The organism is Williamsia sp. M5A3_1d (genome assembly GCF_053345315.1).
Genome location: NZ_JBKEZX010000002.1, coordinates 812,050 through 833,832, shown reverse-complemented (window position 1 = coordinate 833,832; position 21,783 = coordinate 812,050). Strand labels below are relative to the sequence as shown.

Genomic DNA, 21,783 nt, shown 5'->3' with positions numbered 1-21,783 from the left:
CGCCGACCGGTGGGGCTCGCTCCGGTAGCGTTCGCCCTCAGAGCAGGCGAATCGGACATCAGGAGGAACGGTCATGGGCGCATCGAGAAGTCTCACATCGCTGATCGCGAGGGTGATCCTGGGGATCATCTTCATCATGCACGGCTGGCAGAAGCTGCACACCAACGGAATCGACGCCACCCAAAAGGGATTCGCGGCTATGGATGCGCCGTTCCCGGAGTTCAGTGCGCACTATGCGACCTGGGTCGAGTTCGTCGGCGGCATCCTCCTGATCCTCGGGGTCCTCGTGCCGCTGGTGTCGATCCTGCTCATCATCGACATGATCGGCGCGATCTTCGTCGCCCACGTCGACAACGGTTTCTGGAACTCCGACGGCGGATACGAGTTCCCGCTCGCCCTCATCGCGGCGCTCATCGCGGTCGGCCTGGTCAACACCGGCAAGACCGGTGTCGACGGCTATCTCATGAGCCGTCGGGGCCGCGCCACCACCTGACGGGCTCGCACGTCGTCGCCGACGCCTGGCGAACGTCATCGCGCAGTACCACGACCCCAGCAGCTCCTAGCGGCGGTTGTCGTACATATGTTCTATGATGGTGGAGGTCGTCCGGGGGGGATGGCGGGGAGGGGGCGCGCGATGTCGGTCGACACTGTTGCGCGCGCTGCGGCGTTGGACCCGCTCGATGCCGTGGGCGCCTTCGAGACCGTTCTCGACGGGCTCGATGACACTGCGTTGTCACTCCTGAGTGACGCTGATCTGCGGTCGGTGATGCATCGGCTCGAGCGCGTGCAGCGGCGTCTCGGCGTGGCGTCGCATTCCGTGGTGAGCGAGATCGCCTCGCGGGGTTCGCATGTGGGGTGGGGTTACATGCTCGCCGGCGACATGCTGTCGCAGGAGTTGCACATCTCCCGGGGTGAGGCGGCTCGTCGGCTGCGGGTGGCGGCGGCGATCACACCGTTGACAGGGTTGACCGGCGCGGTGTGTGAGCCCACCCATCCAGAGATCGCGGATGCGATGGGTGACGGTGCGATCTCCGATCACCACGCCGACACGGTGTTGTCGGTGCTGGACAAGATCCCGGCTGCGGTCGACGAACAGACGCGTGAACTCGCCGAGGCGACGTTGGTGGAGTCGGCGAAGCAGTTGACTCCGCTGGACCTGTCGCGAGTGGGTGACCGTCTGCTCGCCCGGGTCGATCCGGACGGAACGTTGACCGACGACCGGGATCGAAACAAGCGTCGGGGGTTGTCGCTGGGGAGGCAGGACGCGCAGTTGATGTCGAAACTGTCCGCGGAACTCGACCCGAAGACGCGCGCGATGCTCGATGTCCTGCTCGACACCTGGGCCACCCCCGGCATGAACAATCCCGATGACCCCGAGTCGCCGGCCGGCTCGTACAGCGACCCCGGCACCGACCGGGATCAGGCCGACGCGGCCGCGGAACGTGACACCCGGTCGGCCCCGCAGCGTCGTCATGACGCGTTCTCGGCGATGCTCGGGTGGTTCATCGAATCGGGGACTCTCGGCTCTCACAGGGGGTCACCCGCCCAGGTGGTGGCGACGATGACTCTCACCGAGTTGGAGAAGTTGGTCGGGGTCGCGACGACGATGTCGGGTGGTGACATCCCGGTTGCCGATGCAGTGGAGTTGGCGAAGAAGAAGTCGGCATTGATCGCGGTTCTCGACCCGCAAGAGGTCCCGTTGTACCTCGGCCGGACGCATCGGTTGGCGTCGGCGGCGCAGCGGATCGCCGAGAGTCTGCGCGACCGCGGCTGCACACACCCGGGTTGCTCGGTTCCGCCGTCGTGGACGCAGTCGCATCACGGAACGGACTGGGCGAAGGGTGGTCTGACCGACATCGACCAGCTCGTACAGGCGTGCCCGGAACATCATGCGATGGTCGGGGACGGCCCCGAGCGGTGGCAGACGGTGATCGTGCAGCACGGCCCCTATCGGGGGAGATGCGGATGGATTCCGCCGGCAGCCATCGACCCGGACCGACAACCGAGAATCAACCACCTCCACCACCCCGACGAACTCCTGGCCCAGGCGTGGGAACGAATATCCACCAGGCCGCGATCACCTGATCCGTGGACGAACTAGGGGACAAAACCCTGCTGGTCTCCGACCAGATCAACTCCTGCTGGTCTCCGACCAGATCAACTCCTGCTGGTCTCCGACCAGATCAACTCCTGCTGGTCTCCGACCAGGGCGCGATGGGGTTGCCCTGCCAGCGGGTGAAGTCGGGGACCACGTCGCCGCGCATCACCAGTGACGCAGGCCCGACGGTCGCCGCGTCACCGAGACCGGCGGCGGGGAGTGCGACACAGTGCGGTCCGAGCGTGGCGCCGTTGCCGAGGGTGACGCGGTCCATCGCCATCACACGGTCGTGGAACAGGTGTGTCTGCACCACGCAGCCGCGCGCGATGGTGGCGCCGTCACCCAGGGTCACCAGGTCGGCCTCGGGGAGCCAGTAGGTCTCGCACCACACGCCGCGACCGATCTTCGCGCCCAGCAGTCGCAGCCACACGTTGAGGATCGGGGTGCCGGTGGCGGCGTTGGCGAACCACGGCGCCGCAACGGTTTCGACGAAGGCGTCCGACAGCTCGTTGCGCCACACGAACGAACTCCACAACGGGTGTTCGCCGACGGCGATGCGGCCTACCACCAGCCACTTCGCCGCGGCCGCGATACAGCACGCCGCGGCCCCGGCGACCAGCAACATCAATCCGCTGACCAAGCCGGCGAGCCAGAAGTTCGACTGCGAGGCGATGTACTGCAGGCCGATGAGCACGAACAGCCCGAGACCGAAGGAGATCATCACCGGGATCAACCGCATCGTCTCGACGACCGCGCGCGCGATCTTGAGCTTCCGCGGCGGGTCGAAGGTGCGGCTGGTGTCGGTCTGGGCGACCGCGCGCCGCAGACGCACCGGCGGGCTGCCCAGCCAGCTCGACCCCGACTTCGCCTTGTCGGGCGTCGCCGAGAGCACGGCGACCAGGCTGTTCTTCGGGACCTTGCGGCCCGGACCGGTCATACCCGAGTTGCCGAGGAAGGCGCGCTTGCCGATCTTCGCCTCGTCGATGTGCATCCAGCCGCCGCCGAGTTCGTAGCTCGCGACCATGGTGTCGTCGGCGAGGAACGCGCCGTCGCCGACCGAGGTGAACTTCGGGATCACCAGGGCGGTGCTGATCTCGGTGCCTGTGCCGATGTCGGCGCCCAGCAGCCGGAACCACGCCGGCGTCAGCAGGCTCGCATACAGCGGGAAGAGGTAGGTGCGCGCCGAATCCATCAGTCGCTCGGTAGCCCACACCTGCCAGCCGACCCGCGACCGCACCGGGTGGTAACCGACCGTCATCCCGATCGACAGCAACCGCACCCCGACCGCGGTGATCGCCGCGAACACCAGCAGGCTCACCACGGTCGCAGCGGGCAGCAACGCCAACGACCGCAGCGCCACGTCGCGCAGACGGTCGGCGCGCGCGGCCCACGTGCCGATCACCGCGAGACCCGCGGCCAGGGCGAGCAGCGGGATACCCGCCAGCAGGATCGAGCTGACGCCGTACACCGGCACCCACCAGCTCGCGCGCGGCGGTCGTTCCGCCGGCCACGGGGTGGTGGCCTTGCCCGTCTTCACCGCGGGTGAACCGGCCCAGTGCTGACGGGCCTTCACCTTGCCCAGCACGGCCGATCCGGGGGCGACGACGGCGTCGCGGCCGATGCGCGTCCCGGGCAGCAGGGTCGAACGGCTGCCGACGGTGGCGCGTTCGGCGATCTCGATGTCGCCGATGTGGACCACGTCGCCGTCGATCCACCAGCCGGCGAGATCGACCTCGGGTTCCACCGAGGAGCCCTCGCCGAGCGAGATCATGCCGGTCACCGGGGGCAGCGAGTGCAGATCGACACCGGAGGCGATGTCGGCGCCCAGCGCGCGGGCGAAGTAGATCATCCACGGTGCGCCGGCCAGGTTCGATGCGCCGCTGGCCTCGGTGAGGCGCTCGGCGATCCACAGCCGCAGGTGCACCGACCCGCCGCGCGGGTAGGTCCCCGGCGCCACCCCGGCGAGCAGCAGTCGACACCCCGCGGCGGCGATCACCATGCGACCCAACGGGGTGATGAACACGACGAACGCGGCGATCAGCACCCACCAGTTCACCGAGATCAACCACGGCACATCGGTGAACGCGGCGGCGACGTTGTTGGCCACCCCGAGCCACGTCGCCCACTGCAGACCGGTGAGGGTGGTCAGCGGGATCGACAGCAGCATCTGTGCGATGCCGGTGATGCGCGGTGTCGGGCGCACCTCGCGGGGTTCGGCGACGATGCCGGGGTTGAGGTCGTCGAGCATCGAGGCGAGCGATCCGAGCCGCGGGTGGTCGTAGAGGTCGGCGACGGTCACCTCGGGGTAGCGCTCGCGCAGCGCGGTCACCAGCTGCGCGGCGGCGAGAGAACTGCCGCCTTCGCTGAAGAAATCGGCCTTCTCGTCGGCGATCGCCACGCCGAGCACCGCCGTCCACAAGTCGGCGACCCAGGCAGCCGTCGGCCCGAGGTCGGCGCGGTCGGCGTCACCGGTCGCACCGGGCAGCGGCCAGGGCAGTGCGTCGCGATCGACCTTGCCCGAGGTCCGGGTGGGCAACTCGTCGACGAGTGCGAGCCGGGGGACCATCGCCGCGGGGAGTTGTTCGGCGAGGATGTCGTGCGCGCGGTGCAGATCGAACGCGGGATCGGTCGAGGCGAGGTAGCCGACGAGCACCGAGTTGCCTGCGGCGGTCTTGCGGACCGCGGCGGCGGCTCCGCCCACACCCGGCAGGTTCTGCAGTGCGTTGTCGATCTCGCCGAGTTCGATGCGTCGTCCGCCGACCTTCACCTGGTCGTCGGCGCGGCCGGCGAACACCAGTCCCTCCGCCTCGAGGCGCACCAGATCGCCGCTGCGGTAGGCGCGGTCCCACCCGAGTGTGGGCATGGCCGAGTACTTCTCGGCGTCCTTGGCCGGATCGAGGTACCGCGCGAGTCCGACCCCGCCGATCACGAGTTCGCCGGTCTCGCCCTCGGCGACCGGGTTGCCCGAGGAGTCGACGACCGCGAGATCCCATCCCCGCAGGGGCAGTCCGATGCGCACCGGCCCCTGACCGGTCAGCGGTGCGGCACATGCGACGACGGTGGCCTCGGTGGGGCCGTAGGTGTTCCACACCTCGCGGCCTGGGACCGCAAGGCGCTCACCGAGTTCCGGCGGGCACGCCTCGCCGCCGAAGATGAGCAGTCGCACCGCCTCGAGGGCCTCGGCGGGCCACAGCGCGGCCAACGTCGGGACGGTGGAGACCACGGTGATGTCGCGCGCGACCAGCCAGGGCCCGAGGTCCATGCCGCTGCGCACCAGGGCCCGCGGCGCGGGGACGAGGCAGCCGCCGTGGCGCCACGCGAGCCACATCTCCTCGCACGAGGCGTCGAACGCGACCGAGAGTCCCGCGAGCACGCGATCGCCCGGACCGATCGGTTCGTCGACGAGGAACATGTCGGCCTCGGCGTCGACGAACGCCGCGGCGTTGCGGTGGGTGACCGCGACACCCTTCGGGGTGCCGGTGGAGCCCGAGGTGAAGATGATCCACGCGTCGTCGTCGGGTGTGGGAGCCATCGACGCCGCCGACGCGGGGGTCTCGACGGTGTCGCGGTTGCGCACCGACGCCGTGCGGTGCAGTCCCGATTTGTCGATGACCGCGGCGACCTGGGCTTCACCGAACACGAGATGCGCGCGTTCGTCGGGGTCGTCGACGTCGACCGGTACGTACGCCGCTCCGGCCGCCATCGTCGACAGGATCGCCAGATAGAGCTCGCGGAATCCCGACGGCATCCGGATGCCGACCCGGTCGCCGCGCCCGATGTTCTGCTGGGCCATCCACCGGGCACCGTCGTCGACCGCCTCGAGCAGTTCGGCGTACCCCAGCGACACCTCGCCGTCGTCGATTGCGGGAGCGTCGGGGTGCCGGCGGGCGGTCTCGGTGAGGATGTCGATCAGCGTTCGTGCGTCGCCGGCCTGCGCCGACAACAGGTACTGCGGCGGGATCGGATGGGTCACCGACGTCCTTTCCAGCTGAGCTCGCGGCCCTGTTCGGGCGATGACAGTGTGTCAGCCCCGGGCGGTGAGGATGCGGTGAGGTCGACCATGACGGCGGCGATGTCGGCGGTGGGATGGCCGCGGTCCGAGGACGGTCAGACGCGGTAGGTGTTACGTTCGGATACAGAGATAAACGCCAGCCAATCCGGCGTCACCGTTCGTTCATCGAGCGTTTGCGTCCCGTTCGACAGGTCGCGTTCCGACAAACAGTGTTCGGATCCGCGGTCGTCGACACCGCCCACCGGAGGAGGCCCTCATGCCGGTGATCGTCCACAACCGCCCCAGTCGCGGATCGAGACCGATCTGGGTCGGTTCACGCCTGATCCTCAAGCCGATCCTGAGTCTGTGGCCGCTGACGCCGTCGGGGATGCGTCTGCTCTACCTGATCGATCGCGCGGCATCGCGCGGTCCGAAGCCACGCGGTGTCGTGAGCGAAGAGCTGGAACTGGCCGGTCGGCCGGTGGAGATGTCGGTCCCCGCCGGGCCCAGCCGCCGCGACAGCGACACCGCCCTGCTCTACCTGCACGGTGGCGCCTTCATCACCTGTGGTCTCGCGACGCATCGCGTGGTCGCCGGACGGATGGCCCGGGTGACCGGCCTACCGGTCTTCTCGCTCGCCTACCGCCAGCTGCCCGAGGCGGGTGTGGGGACGTCGGTGCACGACGCCTACTACGCCTACCGCGAGCTGCTCCTCGAGCGCGGCTATCGCCATGTGGTCGTCGCGGGTGACTCCGCGGGCGGGTTCCTGGCCGCCAAGATCGGTGAATACGCCCACCGCGACGGACTCGCGATGCCCACGGCGTACGTCGGGTTCTCACCGCTGCTCGACCTCGACCTCGCGAACAACCCCGACCGCAGCAGCCGCAGCGACGCCTACCTGCCGATGTCGAAGATGGCCGAGCTGACCCCCATGTTCGACGAGGGGCCGATCGCGCTCGACGGTGTCCGCCGCATCGGTGCACTGTCACCCCGGTCGATCCCGCCGCTGCTCATCACGTGCGCGCAAGACGAGATGCTCGAACCCGACATCATCGAACTCGTCGAGTCGCTCGACGCCGCGGGCGCGACGGCCGTCGCCCACAGCTTCTCGTGGCAGGTGCACGCATTCCCCGCCATCTCGGGCAAGCACCGCGAGGCGCTCGAGGCGATCGCGTTGGCCGGAGACTTCGTCCGCGAGGCGTTGGCGAGCGCCAAGCAGGGCGACTCCACGGCCGAGAAGATGCACGGCCAGGCCGGTTAGGCCCAGTCCGTCCGCTCGGGGTCTATCAGCTCTGGTCCGTCCGCTCGGGTCTGTCAGCTCGGGTCTGTCAATTCGGGTCTGGGGCTCGCCGATCGCGGCGGGCCTGGGCCCGGCACTTCGCCGAGCAGTATCGGACGTCGTCCCACTGTCCGCGCGCGGCCCAACGCTTGCGGTTGTCGAACGGTCGCCCGCACACCTCGCAGGTCTTGCTCTCCCGCCAGTCCACCGAGTCGCCGCGCTGCCTGCCCATCACCCCATTGTTGCCGCTGCGCCGTCGGGCGCGGGGCTAGCCTGGAAACCATGACTGCTCAATCCGTCACCGAACTCATCTCGCTCGACGATCTGCTCGACGCCGACGAACGCGAGATCCGCGACACCGTGCGCCGCTTCGGCGAGGAGAAGTTGCGCCCGCACGTGGCCGGCTGGTTCGAGGACGCGAAGCTGCCGGTGCGCGAGCTCGCGGGCCAGCTCGGCGAGCTCGGGCTGTTCGGGATGCATCTCACCGGGTACGGCTGCGCCGGCCTGTCGGCGACCACCTACGGACTGGCGTGCCAGGAACTCGAGGCCGTCGATTCGGGGTTGCGCAGCTTCGTCTCCGTCCAGGGGTCGCTGGCCATGTTCGCGATGCACGCGTTCGGCAGCGACGACCAGAAGGACGAGTGGCTGCCGAAGATGGCCGCGGGCGAGGCCATCGGCTGCTTCGGACTGACCGAGGCCGACTACGGCTCGAACCCAGGCGGCATGCGCACCAACGCCAAGCGCGACGGTGACGACTGGGTGCTCAACGGGTCGAAGATGTGGATCACCAACGGTTCGGTCGCCGACGTCGCCGTCGTGTGGGCGCGCACCGATCTCGACGAGGGTGCCCGCGGCATCCGTGGCTTCGTCATCCCCACCGACACCCCCGGGTTCAGTGCCCCGGAGATCACGAAGAAGATGTCGCTGCGCGCGTCGGTCACCTCCGAGCTGGTGCTCGAGGACGTCAGACTGCCGGCGTCGGCGATGCTGCCCGGCGTGCAGGGACTCAAGGGGCCGCTGAGCTGTCTCAACGAGGCGCGGTTCGGGATCGTGTTCGGCGCGCTCGGTGCCGCCCGCGACTGCCTCGAGACCGCGCTCTCGTACGCCGCCGACCGCGACGTGTTCGACAAGCCGCTGTCGAGTTATCAGCTCACCCAGGCCAAGCTCGCCGACATGGCGCTCGAACTCGGCAAGGGACAGCTCCTCGCCGTCCACCTCGGGCGTCGCAAGGACCGCGGCGAGATCCGGCCCGAGCAGATCAGCGTCGGCAAACTGAACAACGTCCGCGAGTCGATCAAGATCGCGCGCGAATGCCGAACCATCCTCGGCGCCAACGGCATCACCCTCGAGTACCCGGTGATCCGACACATCAACAACCTCGAGTCGGTGCTCACCTACGAGGGCACCAGCGAGATGCACCAGCTCACCGTGGGCAAGGCACTGACCGGGTACGACGCCTTCCGCTGACCGAGTCGGACATGTCGGTTCGTTAGGCTGTCGCGCATGGAACAGGGCATGCGTACGTTCTCCAAGAGCCTGACCGTGCTCGGATCAATCCTGCTGATCGGCTGCGTCGGCTACCTCATGGTCGGATGGTTCGCCGACGAACGCTGGGGCTGGGTCGCGATCGGCATCATCGTGATCGCCGCGAACCTCGGCGTGCTGTTCGTCCAGCTCAAGCCCACCCCGGCGCCCCGCGACTGGACCGTCGAAGAGGTCCGGACACTGATCGAGCCGGTGCACGGCGAGATGGCGCAGATCCGCACCCTCCGTCGCGCCGACAAAGGGCTACCCCTGGCCAAGGCCGTGGAACTCGTGGCCCAGGCGCGCATCGAGACGTAGCTCCCTCAGCGCTGTTCACTGACATCAAACGCCAGGACTCGCAGTTGATGTCAGACCGCAACCATGACGCGTTCGAGGCAGTGCGCTCCGTGCGCCGACCGTGCCACACAGTGTTGTCGAGCGTGCCACTCCGAACGCACCTGGCCTCCGGACATGGTCATCGACGCCGCCTGACCCGCGGGTGGAACTCAGGCGGCAGCGCGCTCCACCGACAGCAGGCTGTTCGCGTGGTGTTCCTCTTCGTACGCCTTCGCCCCGCCGTTCGCGCCGAACAGGCGTTTGCTCCACACCAACCACACCACCGCGGCCACGTTGACCGCGAGCAGAGCGATGCGCAGGACCGTGACCTTCTCGGTGAGCTCGTAGATCTCGACGGGCAGGAACACGCTGGTCGCGACCACGGCGAAGTACTCTCCCCACCGCTTCATCAGCCACAGTCCGGCCGCCTCGATGAGCTGTGAGATCCCGTAGATCGCGATGGCGACCCCGATCCACACGAGCGTGGTGGAGCTCAGGGAGAAGCTCTTCTCGACGAGCCGCACCACCTTCGAATCGTCGATGTTCCAGCCGAGTTGGTTGGCGAGTGGACGGAGCAGCGGCAGTTCGGTGTCGAAGGCGTTGCGTGCCTGATCGCGGCTGTCGCGGAACCGGATGACCGCGCCCGCCGCGATCAGCAGAACGATCGCGCGCAGCAGCCGCTCGATCGCGAGGAACCGCAGCACCACCCGGTCACGCGCGGCTTTCCCGCCGGCGATATCGGGTGCCTCGTCGGCAGGGCCGCGCCCGCTCGGCTCGCCGACGGCGAAGTCACCGCAGCGCAGGCATCGCCAGGCATCCCCGACCGCGGTCGTGGTGGTCAGCCGCGACCGCAGCCCGGGGTGGTCGGTGGGCTCATACGTGGCGTGCCCGTGTCGGCTGCACGCACGCAGTGACCAGTCCATCGATGCCGCCGCCTCTCCCGAGCCCGAAGTGTGTCCACACAGTAAGCGCTGAGGACCCCGACGAGCCGTCGGCGCGATCTTTGTCCGTTTCACGACAACGGCGCGAGAATTCGGCGGGCGTTTCACTGGGCACCCGCGCGCGCGTGAGGCAAGATTCGAGCCGGCACCCCTGTCGGTGTGCCGTCGACGCAGACCGCTCGTCTGCCCGGGTCGAGGAGACCACCATGACCGGCTTCGACCGCCACGACATCAGCCGCCGCACCCTGTTCAAAGGTGCAGGTGCGCTCGGCGCGGTTGCCGCTGTCGGGGCGGTGAGCAGCAAGAACCCCCCGGTCGCCTACGCCGATCCCGCCGCGGGATCCCGTGCGGTGTCGATCGCGGGCACCACGCTCGACACCGTCGCCACACCGGCCGCGACCGGACCGAAGTCGTACCGCAGGCTGGTCGCGGGACCGGCGTGGCCGCTGGTCGTGCGCGGAGAACTCGCCGCTCCCAAGGCGGGGCGCGACGCTCGACGCACGGGGCTCGCGTCGATCGTGCAGACCACCGACGTCCACATCGTCGACGCCGAGAGCCCGGTACGCGCCGAGTTCATCCACCTGCAGAACGGGTCGGCGTTCCGACCGCACGAGAAGCTCGGCGCCGCGGCGACCATCAACCTGGTGAAGCGGATCAACGATCTGGCGTCGGCGCCGTTCAGCGGCCGGAAGTTCGACTGCGTCGTGTCGACCGGCGACAACACCGACAACCACGAGTTCGTCGAACTGGGCTGGTTCCTCACGTTGTTCAGCGGGGGGACGCTGCAGCAGTCCACCGGTGACCTCGACCGCTACGAAGGCGTCCAGGTGTGGGGGTCGACGCTGTACTGGCAGCCCGAGTCGGCGGTGAACGACATCTACAAGCAGAAGGGGTTCCCGCAGATCCCCGGGCTCCTCTCGTCGAGCATCAAGCCCGTCACCAGCCCCGGCCTCGACACCCGCTGGTTCAGCGTGTTCGGCAATCACGACGACAGCGTGTCCGGCGTGATCCCCAGTGGCATCGGCATTCTCGACAACCTCTACACCGGGAACATCAAACCCGATCTGCCGCTGCACCAGAACCAGGTCGACGCGATCGCCGGGGCGTACACCAACCGGCCGGCCGACGCCGGACGGATGTTGGCCGCGCAGGCGTCCAGTGGCCCCATCCGCACCATCACCCCGGACCCGCGTCGGCGTCCGTTCACGCCGCGTCAGTACATCGCCGAACACTTCAAGGACCGCTACACCGGACCGGGACCGGTCGGACACGGATTCGCCCGTGACGCAGCTGAATCCGGCATCACCTACTACTCGTTCGAGATCGCTCCCGGCGTGGTCGGCGTCTCGATGGACACCACCAATCACGCTGGGTTCACCGACGGCTCGATAGGGCAGGGCCAACTCGACTGGATGCAGCGACTGTTCACTCGCGACCGCACCACCCTGTTCGTCGCGTTCAGTCACCACACGAGCGACACCATGGAACTGCCGCTGCCCGATCCGGAGCGGCCTCTCGAGCGTCGCGCCACGGGGCCGCAGCTGATCGACTTCTTCCACCGGTTCCCGAACGTGATCGCCTGGGTCAACGGTCACACCCACGAGAACAAGATCACCCCGCACCGTGGACCGACACCGGCGCAGAGCTTCTGGGAGATCAACACCGCCTCGCACATCGACTTCCCCCAGAACGCACGCGTGATCGAGGTGTGCGACAACGCAGACGGCACCCTCTCGCTGTTCTGCACCCTCATCGAGTCGGCGGCGCCGTATTCGGTCGACTACGCCGATCACTCGGTGGCCGGTCTGGGGTCGATGTATCGCGAATTCTCCTACAACGACACCGGTTACGAGGCCAAGCGCCTCGGCACCTCCGTCGACCACAACGTCGAACTCCTGCTCCCCAAGCCGGTCTGAGCGTCGCCTGCTGAGATTGCGCACTCAGCGACCAGGCGGGCCCGATACCGCGATGCCGACCCGCTCAGCGCGACATCTCAGCACACGGCGGGGCATGCGAGGGCGCCATAGAGTTACGGAGATGAAGGAACCGGCCACCACGCTCACGGTTGCGGCAGCCCAACCGCGCACCGTGCTGGGTGATGTCGTTCCTCGGCGGCGTTCGCGCTCCGCTTTCGTAGCCGCGCTCCGCTTTCGTAGCCGCGCTCCGCTTGCAAGCGGAGCGCGACTGGAGAGGCGGAGCGTGAACTCAGACCGTGACGTCGGCGGGTTGCTGATCGGCGAATTGGGTGCGGTAGAGCTCGGAGTAGCGACCACCTGAGGCCAACAGCGTGAGATGGGTGCCGCGTTCGATGACGCGACCGTCCTCCAGCACGAGGATCTGCTGCGCGGCGCGCACCGTCGACAAACGGTGGGCGATCACGATCGACGTCCGATCGACCAGCGCCTCCGAGAGCGCCTCCTGCACTGCGGCTTCCGACGTCGAATCGAGGTGCGCGGTGGCCTCGTCGAGGATCACCACGGCCGGTTCGGCCAGCAGCAACCGCGCGATGGTGAGCCGCTGACGTTCGCCACCGGAGAGCCGGTAGCCGCGTTCTCCGACGACGGTGTCGAGCTGATCGGGCAACGACCGCACCAGGTCCTCGAGCCGCGCGCGCCGCAGCGCGGCCCAGATGTCGTCCTCGGTCGCCTCGGGAGCGGCGAGCATCAGGTTGGATCGCACCGAGTCGTGGAACAGGTGGCCGTCCTGCGTCACCAGCCCGACCGACCGGTGCAGCGACGCCGACGTGACGTCACGGACGTCGATGTCGTTGACCGTGATCGAACCCTCGTCGACGTCGTAGAGCCGGGTCGCCAGCTGGGCGATCGTCGATTTCCCGGCACCCGAACTACCGACGAGGGCGACCATCGACCCGGCCGGCACCTCGAACGACACGTCGTGGATGACCTCCACGCCACCGCGGTTGTCCAGCTGCGCAACCTCTTCCAGTGACGCCAGCGACACCTTGTCGGCCGAGGGGTACGCGAACCGCACCCCGTCGAAACGCATCGACACCGGTCCGCGCGGTAGCTCGCGCGCGTCGGGTTTGTCGGCGATCAGCGGCACGAGGTCGGTGACCTCGAAGACTCGCTCGAAACTCACCAGCGCGCTCATGATCTCCACGCGGGCGTTCGCGAGAGCGGTCAGAGGCGCGTACATCCGCGTGAGCAGCAGCGCCAGCGAGACCACCGATCCGGCGTTGAGGTGGCCGTGGACGGCGAGGTACCCGCCGACTCCGTACACCAGCGCCAGCGCCAGCGCCGACACCAGCGTCAGCATGGTGACGAACACGGCCTGCAGTACCGCGCGGCGCACGCCGATACCGCGCACATTCGCAGCGCGCACAGCGAATTCGCGCGACTCCTCGTCGGGTCGACCGAAGAGCTTCACCAGCGTCGCACCGGGAGCGGAGAAACGTTCGGTCATCTGCGTCGACATCATCGCGTTGTACTCCGCGGCCTCCCGCGACAGCGACGCCATCCTCGCGCCCATGCGACGGGCGGGGATCACGAAGAGCGGCAACAACACCAACGCGAGCAGCGTGATCTGCCAGGAGATGAACAGCATGACCGTCATGGTGAGGATCAGCGTCACCAGGTTCGAGACCACGCCCGACAGAGTGTCGCTGAACGCGCGTTGCGCACCGATCACGTCATTGTTGAGGCGGCTGACCAGCGCGCCGGTGCGAGTGCGCATGAAGAACGCGATCGGCATCGTCTGCACGTGGTCGAACACCGTGCGCCGCAGATCGAGGATCAGCCCTTCGCCGATCGTGGCCGACAACCACCGGACGAGCAGTCCGACACCGGCCTCGACGAGCGCGATCACCGCGATGAGCACCGACAACCACACGATGACCGAGGTCGAACCGTTCCCGGTGATCTGGTTGACGACCCGCCCGGCGAGCAGGGGGGTGGCGACGGTCAGGACCGCGGTCACGATGCTGAACACGAGGAAGACGGCGATGCGGGTGCGATGGGGGCGGGCGAACCGGCCGATCCGCCGCATCGTGCGGCGTCGCTCCTCTTTGGGAAGCCGCGACTTCTTCTCCGACCGCGACATCGTGCGGTACAGCGAGTTGTACGCGACGGATTCCATGGACATCTTCCGAGCGTAAGACATCAACCAATGTTCAGGTCAACGGAAGGCCTTCTCGTTCGCGCTCAGAGGAATGCGCCCGGCCGTGACCGCGCGAGACGGCTTCGCCCGCCGACCTTCAGAACGTCTTCAGCTCCGGGGTACCGAACGTTCGTAGCGTGGGTGTCATGACGCAGCCCCACAACCCGGATCAGCCGGAACAGCAGCCGCCGACCGAGAAGTTCGACGCACCCGCGCCGCCCGCGTTCCCGCCCGTGCCGCCGGCGCAGCAGCCTCCGCAACGCACGTCCTGGTTCTCCGGGACTCGGCGGACCGCCATCGTCGCCGGCGTCGCAGGCCTGCTGATCGGCGGGATCATCGGCGGCAGCATCGGGTGGGCGGCCACCGGTGACGACGACACCCCACGCGCCGATGCGGCCTATTCGCGACAGGCGGCGAACGGCGAGGGGCGGCAGAACGAGGCCGCACCGGCCAAGCGGCACGTGCGCGCAGCGGTGGCGGGGACCATCACCGCGATCAACGGGACGTCGTGGACGCTGTCGGTGCGCAACGGCCGCACGCTCACCGTGGCCATCGGCGAGAAGACGACATTCGGTACGAAGAAGGCCCCGGCGCAGGAGGCCGACTTCCGCGTGGGCGATCGTGTCGCCGTCGTCGGCAAGGACGTCTCGGGCACCATCGACGCCATCCGTGTCGCCAAGAGGACCGTCCCTGCGGCCTCGTCCACCCCGCCGAGCGCGTCGGTCGCCCCGGGCGCGACCACCCAACCGAGCTGACCTGGGCAGCGACGAGGGCATCATGGGCTGATGGGTTCGTCGGTTCTGCTCGTCGAGGACTCGACGTCGATCCGCGTGGCCATCACGGCCGCGCTGACCGATGCCGGGCACTCGGTGCTGGCCCGCGGCGACGGTGCGCGTATCGAACTCGACCTGGGCGAGTTCCGGCCCGACGTGGTGTTGCTGGATGTGATGCTCCCGGGGTCCGACGGGTTCGCGTTGCTCGAGATCGTCCGGCGGCGCACCGACGCCGGCATCGTGATGGTGACCGCCCGCGACGCCGTCGGTGACCGGCTGCGCGGCCTCACCGAGGGTGCCGACGACTACGTGATCAAGCCGTTCGAGATGGCGGAGTTGGTCGCCCGGGTCAACGCGGTCCTGCGCCGCCGCGGACGGGGTGCCTCGATCGTCCACGTCGACGACCTCGTGATCGACCCCGACGCCGCCGTGGTGGTGCGCGGTGGGACCCCGATCGCATTGACCGCGACCGAGTTCCGCATGCTGGTGGTGCTGGCGCGGCGGCGCGGACGGGTGCTCACCAAGACCCAGATCCTCACCGCGGTATGGGGGTACGAACACTACGACCCCAACCTCGTGGAGGTGCACATGAGCGCGCTGCGCCGCAAGCTAGAGGAACACGGACCGCGCCTGCTCCATACCGAGCGTGGCCGCGGCTACACCCTCGACAGCGCCCGTCCCCAGAGGTCGCCGTGATCCACCACGACGCGGCCGGGCCCGACGTCACCGGATCCCCACGGCTGCAGACGAGGTCGTTGCGGTTTCGCGTGACCGCCATCTGCCTCGGTGTCCTCTCGATCGTCCTCATCGCCGTGATCGTGACCACCGCAACGCTGTTCACCGCCGTCTCGCACCGCGACGTGAACAACCTGTTGACCGACCGCATCGCCTACGCACGTCAGCTCGCGCGTACGGCGACCGGGCCCGAGGTGTTCCTCACCCGCATCGACGGCCGCTCGGTCCGCGCCCAGTTGATCCTCGCCGACGGCACGGTGGTGGGAAGGCCGCTGTCGCCGAACGAGAGTGAAGAACGTCGGGTGGTGCGCCTGCGTGGCGGCCGCGCGTGGACCCAGGGTGCCGAACTCACCCTCGCCGTCGACAACCGCCTCCTCGACCGGCTGCAGACCCGACTGCTGTGGGGTATGGCGATCGCAGGCATCGTGGCGCTCCTGCTCACCGCGGCGCTGCTGTGGTTCGCGGTCCGCTACGCACTCGCCCCGCTGGACACGATGACCGGTCTGGCGCGCTCGATCAGTCGCGGCCACCGTGGGCGACGGCTGTCCCCTCGACGCCGCGACACCGAACTCGGCCGTACGGCAGCGGCATTCGACGACATGCTCGACTCGCTCGAGGGCGCCGAGGCCCGCGAACGCGCCGCGCAGCAATCGGTGCGGCGGTTCGTCGCCGACGCCGCGCACGAACTGCGCACCCCCATCACCGGCGTGGCGGCCATCGCCGAGACACTCCTGCAGGCCGACCGCGACACCCCCGTCGAGGATCGCGAACAGTTGTGTCTGCTGCTGGTGCAGGAGACACGTCGCGCCGGCCGGCTGGTCGACGACATGGTCGACATGGCGCGCATCGACGCCGGGTTGACGCTGAGCCCGTCACCCACCGAACTGCTGACGCTGGTCGCCGATCAGGTCGCCCGCGTGTCGGTGATCCACCCCGAGATCGCGGTCACCGCGCAGGGCGAGGAGACACCGTTGGTCGCCGATGCCGGCCGTATCAGTCAGGTGGTGGCGAACCTCGTCGACAACGCTTGTCAGTCGACACCGCCCGGCGGCGCGGTCACCGCATCGGTGTACGCGACGCCGGGATGGGCGCATCTCGAGATCAGCGACACCGGGCCCGGTGTCGCCGCGGCCGACCGCGAGCGGATCTTCGAGCGGATGGTCCGACTCGATGCCGCACGCGATCGCCGGTCCGGGGGTTCCGGACTGGGGCTCGCCGTCGCGCGAGGTCTGGCCCGTTCGCACGGCGGCGACCTCGTCCTGGTCGCATCCCCCGCAGGTGTCGGCGCGACGTTCCGCCTCGACCTCCCGCTCTCGCCTTCTCGCTGACCGCTACCGCAGCAGCGGCAGGAACGTGTCGGCGATGACGCGGTGGCCGGTGGGGTTGGCGTGGATGTCCTTGTACTGGGTGCATCCCCACGTCCACTGGCAGATCCGGGCGACGTTCTTCGGCAGTGGCCCGAAGCCGTCGACGGCGACCTGCGAGACGGCGTCGTTGTTGGAGAAGGCGTTCAGCACGTCGGCGGTGGCGAACCCGTTGGCGGCGTTGGCCAAGCGGATCGTGTTCGAGAAGATGTTGTCCGCCGCCGCGGTGGCCTGCGCGAACACCTTGCCCTGCGCGCTGTCGATCCATTGTCGCAGCGGCGGCGTGTAGTAGTTCATGCCCACGTAGCGCGGCCCGGGTCCGCCCGCGGCCCGCAGGCGACCGTCGATGGTCGACAGGTTGGTGCCCACCGTCTGCAGGGCACCGCCGATGCAGCCCACGTCGGGGATCCCCAGCGCCGAGGAGCCGGTGGTGACCGATCCGTTGAGACAGCGGTAGAGATCGTTGGCGCCGATGTCGAGGGTCACGAACCTCACGCGCGCACGGTTCGCGGTGAGAAACCGGGTCGCCTGGTCGAGTTGCGACGACGCCCCGGCGTAGGTGCAGCGACCGCCGTCGATCATCGTCGCGGTCGTCTCCCCGCTGCATCCCAGCCGCACGTGCACGAGGTTCGGGTCCGACGCCTTGAGCGCGTCGTAGATGCGGTCGGTGTACGAGACGGGTTCGTCGGTCTTCGTGTTCGGTTGGTACCCGGCGGCCAGCGAATCGCCCAGCGACACGTAGTAGGTGGCGGTCGGTGACGGATTCGGTAGCGGGCCGGGGGCGGCCCACGCCGGCGTGGTGACCAGCCCCGCGACCACCACTGCGGCCGCTCCGACCGCTGCGAGCACCCGAGTGCGCATGTACGAACCTCCCGTGAACGTGGTGTCCTCCGAACGGAGGACAACGTTCGATTCGTATCACGGAAGGCGTTGGCCGGAAGAATGTTTGATCGCATCGAGACCGCACGCATGTCCGACCGACGCCGTGACGCTAGGTTGGGGGCAGGAGTCGAGTGCCGACGGCGGTACCCCGGTGGAGGAGAAGTGCAATGGCGCAGCAGCTGAGACTCGGTTACAAGGCATCGGCCGAACAGTTCGATCCCCGGGAACTCGTGGAGATCGCGGTCTCGGCCGAGGAGCACGGCATGGATTCGGTCGCCGTCAGCGACCACTTCCAGCCCTGGCGGCACAACGGTGGCCACGCCCCGTTCTCGCTGGCGTGGATGGCCGCGGTGGGCGAGCGGACGAAGCGCGTCCAGATCGGTACCTCGGTGATGACCCCGACGTTCCGCTACAACCCGGCGGTCATCGCACAGGCCTTCGCCTCGATGGCGTGCATGTACCCCGACCGCATCATGCTCGGCGTGGGCACCGGCGAGGCGCTCAACGAGTACGCCACCGGGTTCACCGGCGAATGGCCCGAGTTCAAGGAGCGTTTCGCCCGTCTCCGCGAGGCCATCGCGCTCATGCGCGAGCTGTGGACCGGCGAGCAGGTCGACTTCGACGGCGAGTACTACTCCACCCAGGGCGCCTACATGTACGACATCCCTTCCACGCCCGTCCCGGTCTACGTCGCGGCCGGCGGCCCGGTGGTCGCCCGCTACGCCGGACGCGCCGGCGACGGTTTCATCTGCACCTCCGGCAAGGGCATGGAGCTCTACACCGAGAAACTTCTGCCCGCGGTGGCTGAGGGTGCGGGCAAGGCCGAGCGCGACGTCGCCGACATCGACAAGATGATCGAGATCAAGATCTCCTACGACCCGGACCCGGAGCTGGCGCTGGAGAACACCCGGTTCTGGGCGCCGCTGTCGCTCACCCAGGAGCAGAAGCACAGCGTGAACAGTTCGACGGAGATGGAGCGTCTCGCCGACGAACTCCCCATCGAGCAGGTCGCGAAGCGGTGGATCGTCGCCTCCGACCCCGACGAGGCCGTCGAGCAGGTGAAGCAGTACACCGACGCCGGACTCAACCACCTGGTGTTCCACGCACCCGGTCACGACCAGCAGCGGTTCCTGACCAACTTCCAGAACGATCTCGAGCCGCGGCTGCGCAAGCTCGGCTGAGCACCTGCTCACCGCGGGTGTCGAGCTCGTCACAGGGTGGCCTCGCGAGGTCGACGAGAACGCCTGCGGTCCCTACCGTGGGGATCTCGTGACCAACTGAGTCAGAGTCGACTCCCTGGGCCCGGCCTCTCCGAGAGCGGTCGGCCCCGATCTCCACAGGAGCCGTGACCCATGTCGTTTCTTCCCCTGCTCATCGTGATCCAGGCCTTCGTGCTGTCGACCTGGTCGATGGTGGTGCTCACCGCGTACCTCGTCACCCGCGACGACGACCACGCCTACGAGTCCCTCGATCTGACCGCCGCCAACGTGGCAGGTGAGCGCACCCGATAGGTTCTCCCGGGTGACCGCTCGCCCGAACCCCGCCGTCCTCGCGGCCGTCGTCACGGTGCTGCTGTGGGCGTCGTCGTTCGTGGTGATCCGCTCGGTCGGCGACCATTTCTCGCCCGGCGCACTGGCATTCGGGCGACTCGCCGTCGGATTCACCGGCCTGGCACTGATCGCGCTGCGTTATCGACGGCCGCTTCCCCGGGGCCGGGCGCTGGTGTTGGTGATCGGCTACGGCGTCGCCTGGTTCGGCGGCTACACCGTGCTCCTGAACTGGGCCGAGCAACACCTCGACGCCGGTACCGCGGCGCTCCTGGTGAACTTCGCGCCGATCATCGTCGCGGTGTTCGCGGGCCTGTTCATGGCCGAAGGGTTCCCGCGACCGCTCGTGGTCGGAATGGTGATCGCCTTCGCCGGGGTCCTGCTCATCGCCTTCGGTGGCAGTGGCGGCAGCGGATCGAACGACGGGCTCGGCGTCGCCCTGGGACTCGTGACGGCCGTCCTCTACGCCGCGGGCGTCCTCATGCAGAAGGTCGCACTGCGCTCGGTCGACGCGATCACCGCCACCTGGGTCGGGTGCCTCGCCGGTCTGCTGGTCACGGTCCCGTTCGCACCGCAGGCTGTCGGAGAGATCGCCGATGCCTCGGCGGGACAGATCGCCGGCGTGGTGTTCCTCGGCATCGGCCCCACGGCGATCGCGTTCACCACCTGGGCGTATGCGCTGACCCGCACCGACGCCGGGAAGATGGCCGCGACCACCCTCACCGTCCCGGCCATCGCGATTCTCCTGTCGTGGGTCACCCTCGGCGAGGTACCGACGCTGCTGGGACTGGTGGGCGGCGCGATGTGCCTGACCGGTGTCGCCATCTCGCGACGCCGCGCAAGTACCGCTTAACGTCTTCAGTCATGGATCGCGAGCGCATGGTCGACGTGGCGGTGTCGGTGGTGTCGCGTTTCGGCGCCCAGGCCCTGAGCCTGACCTCGGTGGCCCGGCACGCCGGCGTCGGACGCGCGACGGCGTACCGCATGTTCGGCGGGCGCGACGAGTTGCTCGCGGCCATCGTCGACCGCGAGGTGTCGACGCTGCACGACCGCATGGACGGCTGGATGCTCGCCGTCGACAGCCCGCACGACAAGGTCCACACCCTCGTCACGAAGACGCTGGCCTATATCCGCGAGCACGAGGCGCTGCAGTACCTGCTCCGCAACGAGCCCGGCGAGCTGGTGTCGACACTGGTGGCGAGCGGCCCCGACCGCGCGACCGACACCACGATCGTCGACGTGATCGTGCAGCGCTGCCTTCCCGACCTCGACGCCCAGCCCGCTCTCGCCGGCGCCCTGTACCCCGACGGTCGCGCGGCGTCGGAGTTCGCCGCGCGGGTCGTCTACTCGCACATGCTCGTCCCCGGCAGTTCGATGACCGACGATCAGGTGGCCGACCTCGTCTGCCGAGCCGTGCTGGGTGGTTAGGGTGGGGCTGTGGCCCATCTGACCCGTGACGACAGCGTTTTCGTGCTCCACCTCGGCGACGAGGGCGGAGGTGACGACGAGAACGTCTTCGGACCGCCCCAGGTGGAGGCGATCAACGCGCTCCTCGACGAGGTGGAGGCGAGTGAGGGCCCCACTGCGCTGGTGACCACCAACGAGGGCAAGTTCTACTCGACCGGCCTCGACACCGGCTGGGTGCTCACCCACGTCGACGAGGTCGACCCGTACATCCAGAGCGTGCAGGAACTGCTCGCGCGCATCCTCGTGTTCCCGATGCCGACGGTCGCCGCCGTCGCCGGTCACGCCTTCGGTGGTGGCGCGCTGTTCGCCCTCGCCCACGACCATGTCGTGATGCGATCCGACCGTGGCTACATCTGCATGCCCGGTGTCACCATCGGCGCGAGCTACGCCCCGGGCAGCGTGATGCTCGTCGGCGACAAGGTGCCCGCGCGGGTCAACCACGAGATGCTCGTGACGGGCAAGCGGTACGGCGGACAGCAGGCCCACGACCTCGGGATCGTCGACGCCGCAGCCACTCTCGACGACGTCCTGCCCACCGCGCTCGCGTACGCCCACGCGAACAAGCACACCCGCGGGCGCACCATCGGCGAGATCAAGTCCTCGATGTACGCCCGGACGGCCGCGGGACTGCGCGCGACGGTCAGCGGCGTCGGCGGCCAGGCCGCCATCGCCGAGAGCTGAGCCCGCTGCTGAGATCCTGCACCCAGCGGTCCGGCGTCCTCCCCACGGC

The 21,783-nt window shown here is 68.6% G+C and carries 19 protein-coding genes; 14 read left to right on the top strand and 5 right to left on the bottom strand.

Annotated elements, in window-relative coordinates:
• Positions 1 to 73 precede the first annotated feature (73 nt).
• Positions 74 to 493, top strand: coding sequence for a DoxX family protein (locus ACLBW1_RS11470; RefSeq protein WP_447811945.1), 420 nt, complete (start codon positions 74 to 76; stop codon positions 491 to 493).
• A 141-nt stretch (positions 494 to 634) separates the two neighbouring features.
• Positions 635 to 2,101 (top strand): DUF222 domain-containing protein, encoded by a 1,467-nt coding sequence (locus tag ACLBW1_RS11465; protein WP_447811944.1) that lies wholly within the window; start codon positions 635 to 637, stop codon positions 2,099 to 2,101.
• 82 nt (positions 2,102 to 2,183) lie between these two features.
• On the opposite strand, the gene ACLBW1_RS11460 is transcribed toward ACLBW1_RS11465, so the two are convergent.
• The gene (locus ACLBW1_RS11460; RefSeq protein WP_447811943.1) at positions 2,184 to 6,071 is read right to left on the bottom strand and encodes a Pls/PosA family non-ribosomal peptide synthetase; all 3,888 of its coding nucleotides are present in this window, start codon (positions 6,069 to 6,071) and stop codon (positions 2,184 to 2,186) included.
• Positions 6,072 to 6,366: 295 nt separating this feature from the next.
• Here ACLBW1_RS11460 and ACLBW1_RS11455 point away from each other — a divergent pair, with 295 nt between their 5' ends.
• Positions 6,367 to 7,350 (top strand): alpha/beta hydrolase, encoded by a 984-nt coding sequence (locus ACLBW1_RS11455; RefSeq protein WP_447811942.1) that lies wholly within the window; start codon positions 6,367 to 6,369, stop codon positions 7,348 to 7,350.
• Positions 7,351 to 7,417: 67 nt separating this feature from the next.
• On the opposite strand, the gene ACLBW1_RS11450 is transcribed toward ACLBW1_RS11455, so the two are convergent.
• Complete coding sequence (locus tag ACLBW1_RS11450; protein WP_447811941.1) at positions 7,418 to 7,600, bottom strand: DUF2256 domain-containing protein; 183 nt, start codon at positions 7,598 to 7,600, stop codon at positions 7,418 to 7,420.
• Between the two features lie 50 nt (positions 7,601 to 7,650).
• On the opposite strand from ACLBW1_RS11450, the gene ACLBW1_RS11445 reads away from it, so the two are divergent.
• Positions 7,651 to 8,835: an acyl-CoA dehydrogenase family protein gene (locus tag ACLBW1_RS11445; protein WP_447811940.1), complete on the top strand. Its 1,185-nt coding sequence runs from the start codon at positions 7,651 to 7,653 to the stop codon at positions 8,833 to 8,835.
• 36 nt (positions 8,836 to 8,871) lie between these two features.
• Positions 8,872 to 9,210 (top strand): hypothetical protein, encoded by a 339-nt coding sequence (locus tag ACLBW1_RS11440; protein WP_447811939.1) that lies wholly within the window; start codon positions 8,872 to 8,874, stop codon positions 9,208 to 9,210.
• A 188-nt stretch (positions 9,211 to 9,398) separates the two neighbouring features.
• On the opposite strand, the gene ACLBW1_RS11435 is transcribed toward ACLBW1_RS11440, so the two are convergent.
• Positions 9,399 to 10,151 carry a DUF2127 domain-containing protein gene (locus tag ACLBW1_RS11435; protein ID WP_447811938.1) on the bottom strand — a complete coding sequence of 251 codons (753 nt, stop codon included), beginning with the start codon at positions 10,149 to 10,151 and terminating at the stop codon, positions 9,399 to 9,401.
• A gap of 224 nt (positions 10,152 to 10,375) precedes the next feature.
• Between ACLBW1_RS11435 and ACLBW1_RS11430 the strand changes: the two genes are divergently transcribed.
• Complete coding sequence (locus ACLBW1_RS11430) at positions 10,376 to 12,085, top strand: TIGR03767 family metallophosphoesterase (RefSeq protein ID WP_447811937.1); 1,710 nt, start codon at positions 10,376 to 10,378, stop codon at positions 12,083 to 12,085.
• A gap of 289 nt (positions 12,086 to 12,374) precedes the next feature.
• Here the strand turns inward: ACLBW1_RS11430 and ACLBW1_RS11425 are convergent, their stop codons facing one another.
• A complete protein-coding gene (locus ACLBW1_RS11425) occupies positions 12,375 to 14,264 on the bottom strand; it encodes an ABC transporter ATP-binding protein (RefSeq protein ID WP_447812168.1) in 1,890 nt (629 codons plus the stop codon).
• A gap of 167 nt (positions 14,265 to 14,431) precedes the next feature.
• Between ACLBW1_RS11425 and ACLBW1_RS11420 the strand changes: the two genes are divergently transcribed.
• The 3 genes from ACLBW1_RS11420 (at position 14,432) to ACLBW1_RS11410 (ending at position 17,121) form a co-directional block, all read left to right on the top strand.
• The gene (locus ACLBW1_RS11420; protein WP_447811936.1) at positions 14,432 to 15,040 is read left to right on the top strand and encodes a DUF5666 domain-containing protein; all 609 of its coding nucleotides are present in this window, start codon (positions 14,432 to 14,434) and stop codon (positions 15,038 to 15,040) included.
• A gap of 30 nt (positions 15,041 to 15,070) precedes the next feature.
• Entirely contained in the window at positions 15,071 to 15,754 is a 684-nt protein-coding gene (locus ACLBW1_RS11415) for a response regulator transcription factor (protein WP_447811935.1), read from the top strand.
• Positions 15,755 to 15,825: 71 nt separating this feature from the next.
• Positions 15,826 to 17,121 carry a sensor histidine kinase gene (locus ACLBW1_RS11410; RefSeq protein WP_447811934.1) on the top strand — a complete coding sequence of 432 codons (1,296 nt, stop codon included), beginning with the start codon at positions 15,826 to 15,828 and terminating at the stop codon, positions 17,119 to 17,121.
• 3 nt (positions 17,122 to 17,124) lie between these two features.
• On the opposite strand, the gene ACLBW1_RS11405 is transcribed toward ACLBW1_RS11410, so the two are convergent.
• The gene (locus ACLBW1_RS11405) at positions 17,125 to 18,018 is read right to left on the bottom strand and encodes an SGNH/GDSL hydrolase family protein (protein ID WP_447811933.1); all 894 of its coding nucleotides are present in this window, start codon (positions 18,016 to 18,018) and stop codon (positions 17,125 to 17,127) included.
• Between the two features lie 188 nt (positions 18,019 to 18,206).
• Here ACLBW1_RS11405 and fgd point away from each other — a divergent pair, with 188 nt between their 5' ends.
• The 5 genes from fgd to ACLBW1_RS11380 all read left to right on the top strand — a co-directional run bounded on the left by fgd (position 18,207) and on the right by ACLBW1_RS11380 (position 21,734).
• Complete coding sequence (fgd, locus tag ACLBW1_RS11400; protein WP_447811932.1) at positions 18,207 to 19,220, top strand: glucose-6-phosphate dehydrogenase (coenzyme-F420); 1,014 nt, start codon at positions 18,207 to 18,209, stop codon at positions 19,218 to 19,220.
• Between the two features lie 171 nt (positions 19,221 to 19,391).
• Complete coding sequence (locus ACLBW1_RS11395; RefSeq protein ID WP_447811931.1) at positions 19,392 to 19,550, top strand: hypothetical protein; 159 nt, start codon at positions 19,392 to 19,394, stop codon at positions 19,548 to 19,550.
• Positions 19,551 to 19,560: 10 nt separating this feature from the next.
• A complete protein-coding gene (locus ACLBW1_RS11390; protein WP_447811930.1) occupies positions 19,561 to 20,439 on the top strand; it encodes a DMT family transporter in 879 nt (292 codons plus the stop codon).
• A gap of 11 nt (positions 20,440 to 20,450) precedes the next feature.
• A complete protein-coding gene (locus tag ACLBW1_RS11385; RefSeq protein ID WP_447811929.1) occupies positions 20,451 to 21,014 on the top strand; it encodes a TetR/AcrR family transcriptional regulator in 564 nt (187 codons plus the stop codon).
• Between the two features lie 9 nt (positions 21,015 to 21,023).
• Positions 21,024 to 21,734 carry an enoyl-CoA hydratase/isomerase family protein gene (locus ACLBW1_RS11380; RefSeq protein WP_447811928.1) on the top strand — a complete coding sequence of 237 codons (711 nt, stop codon included), beginning with the start codon at positions 21,024 to 21,026 and terminating at the stop codon, positions 21,732 to 21,734.
• The last annotated feature ends 49 nt before the right edge of the window (positions 21,735 to 21,783 follow it).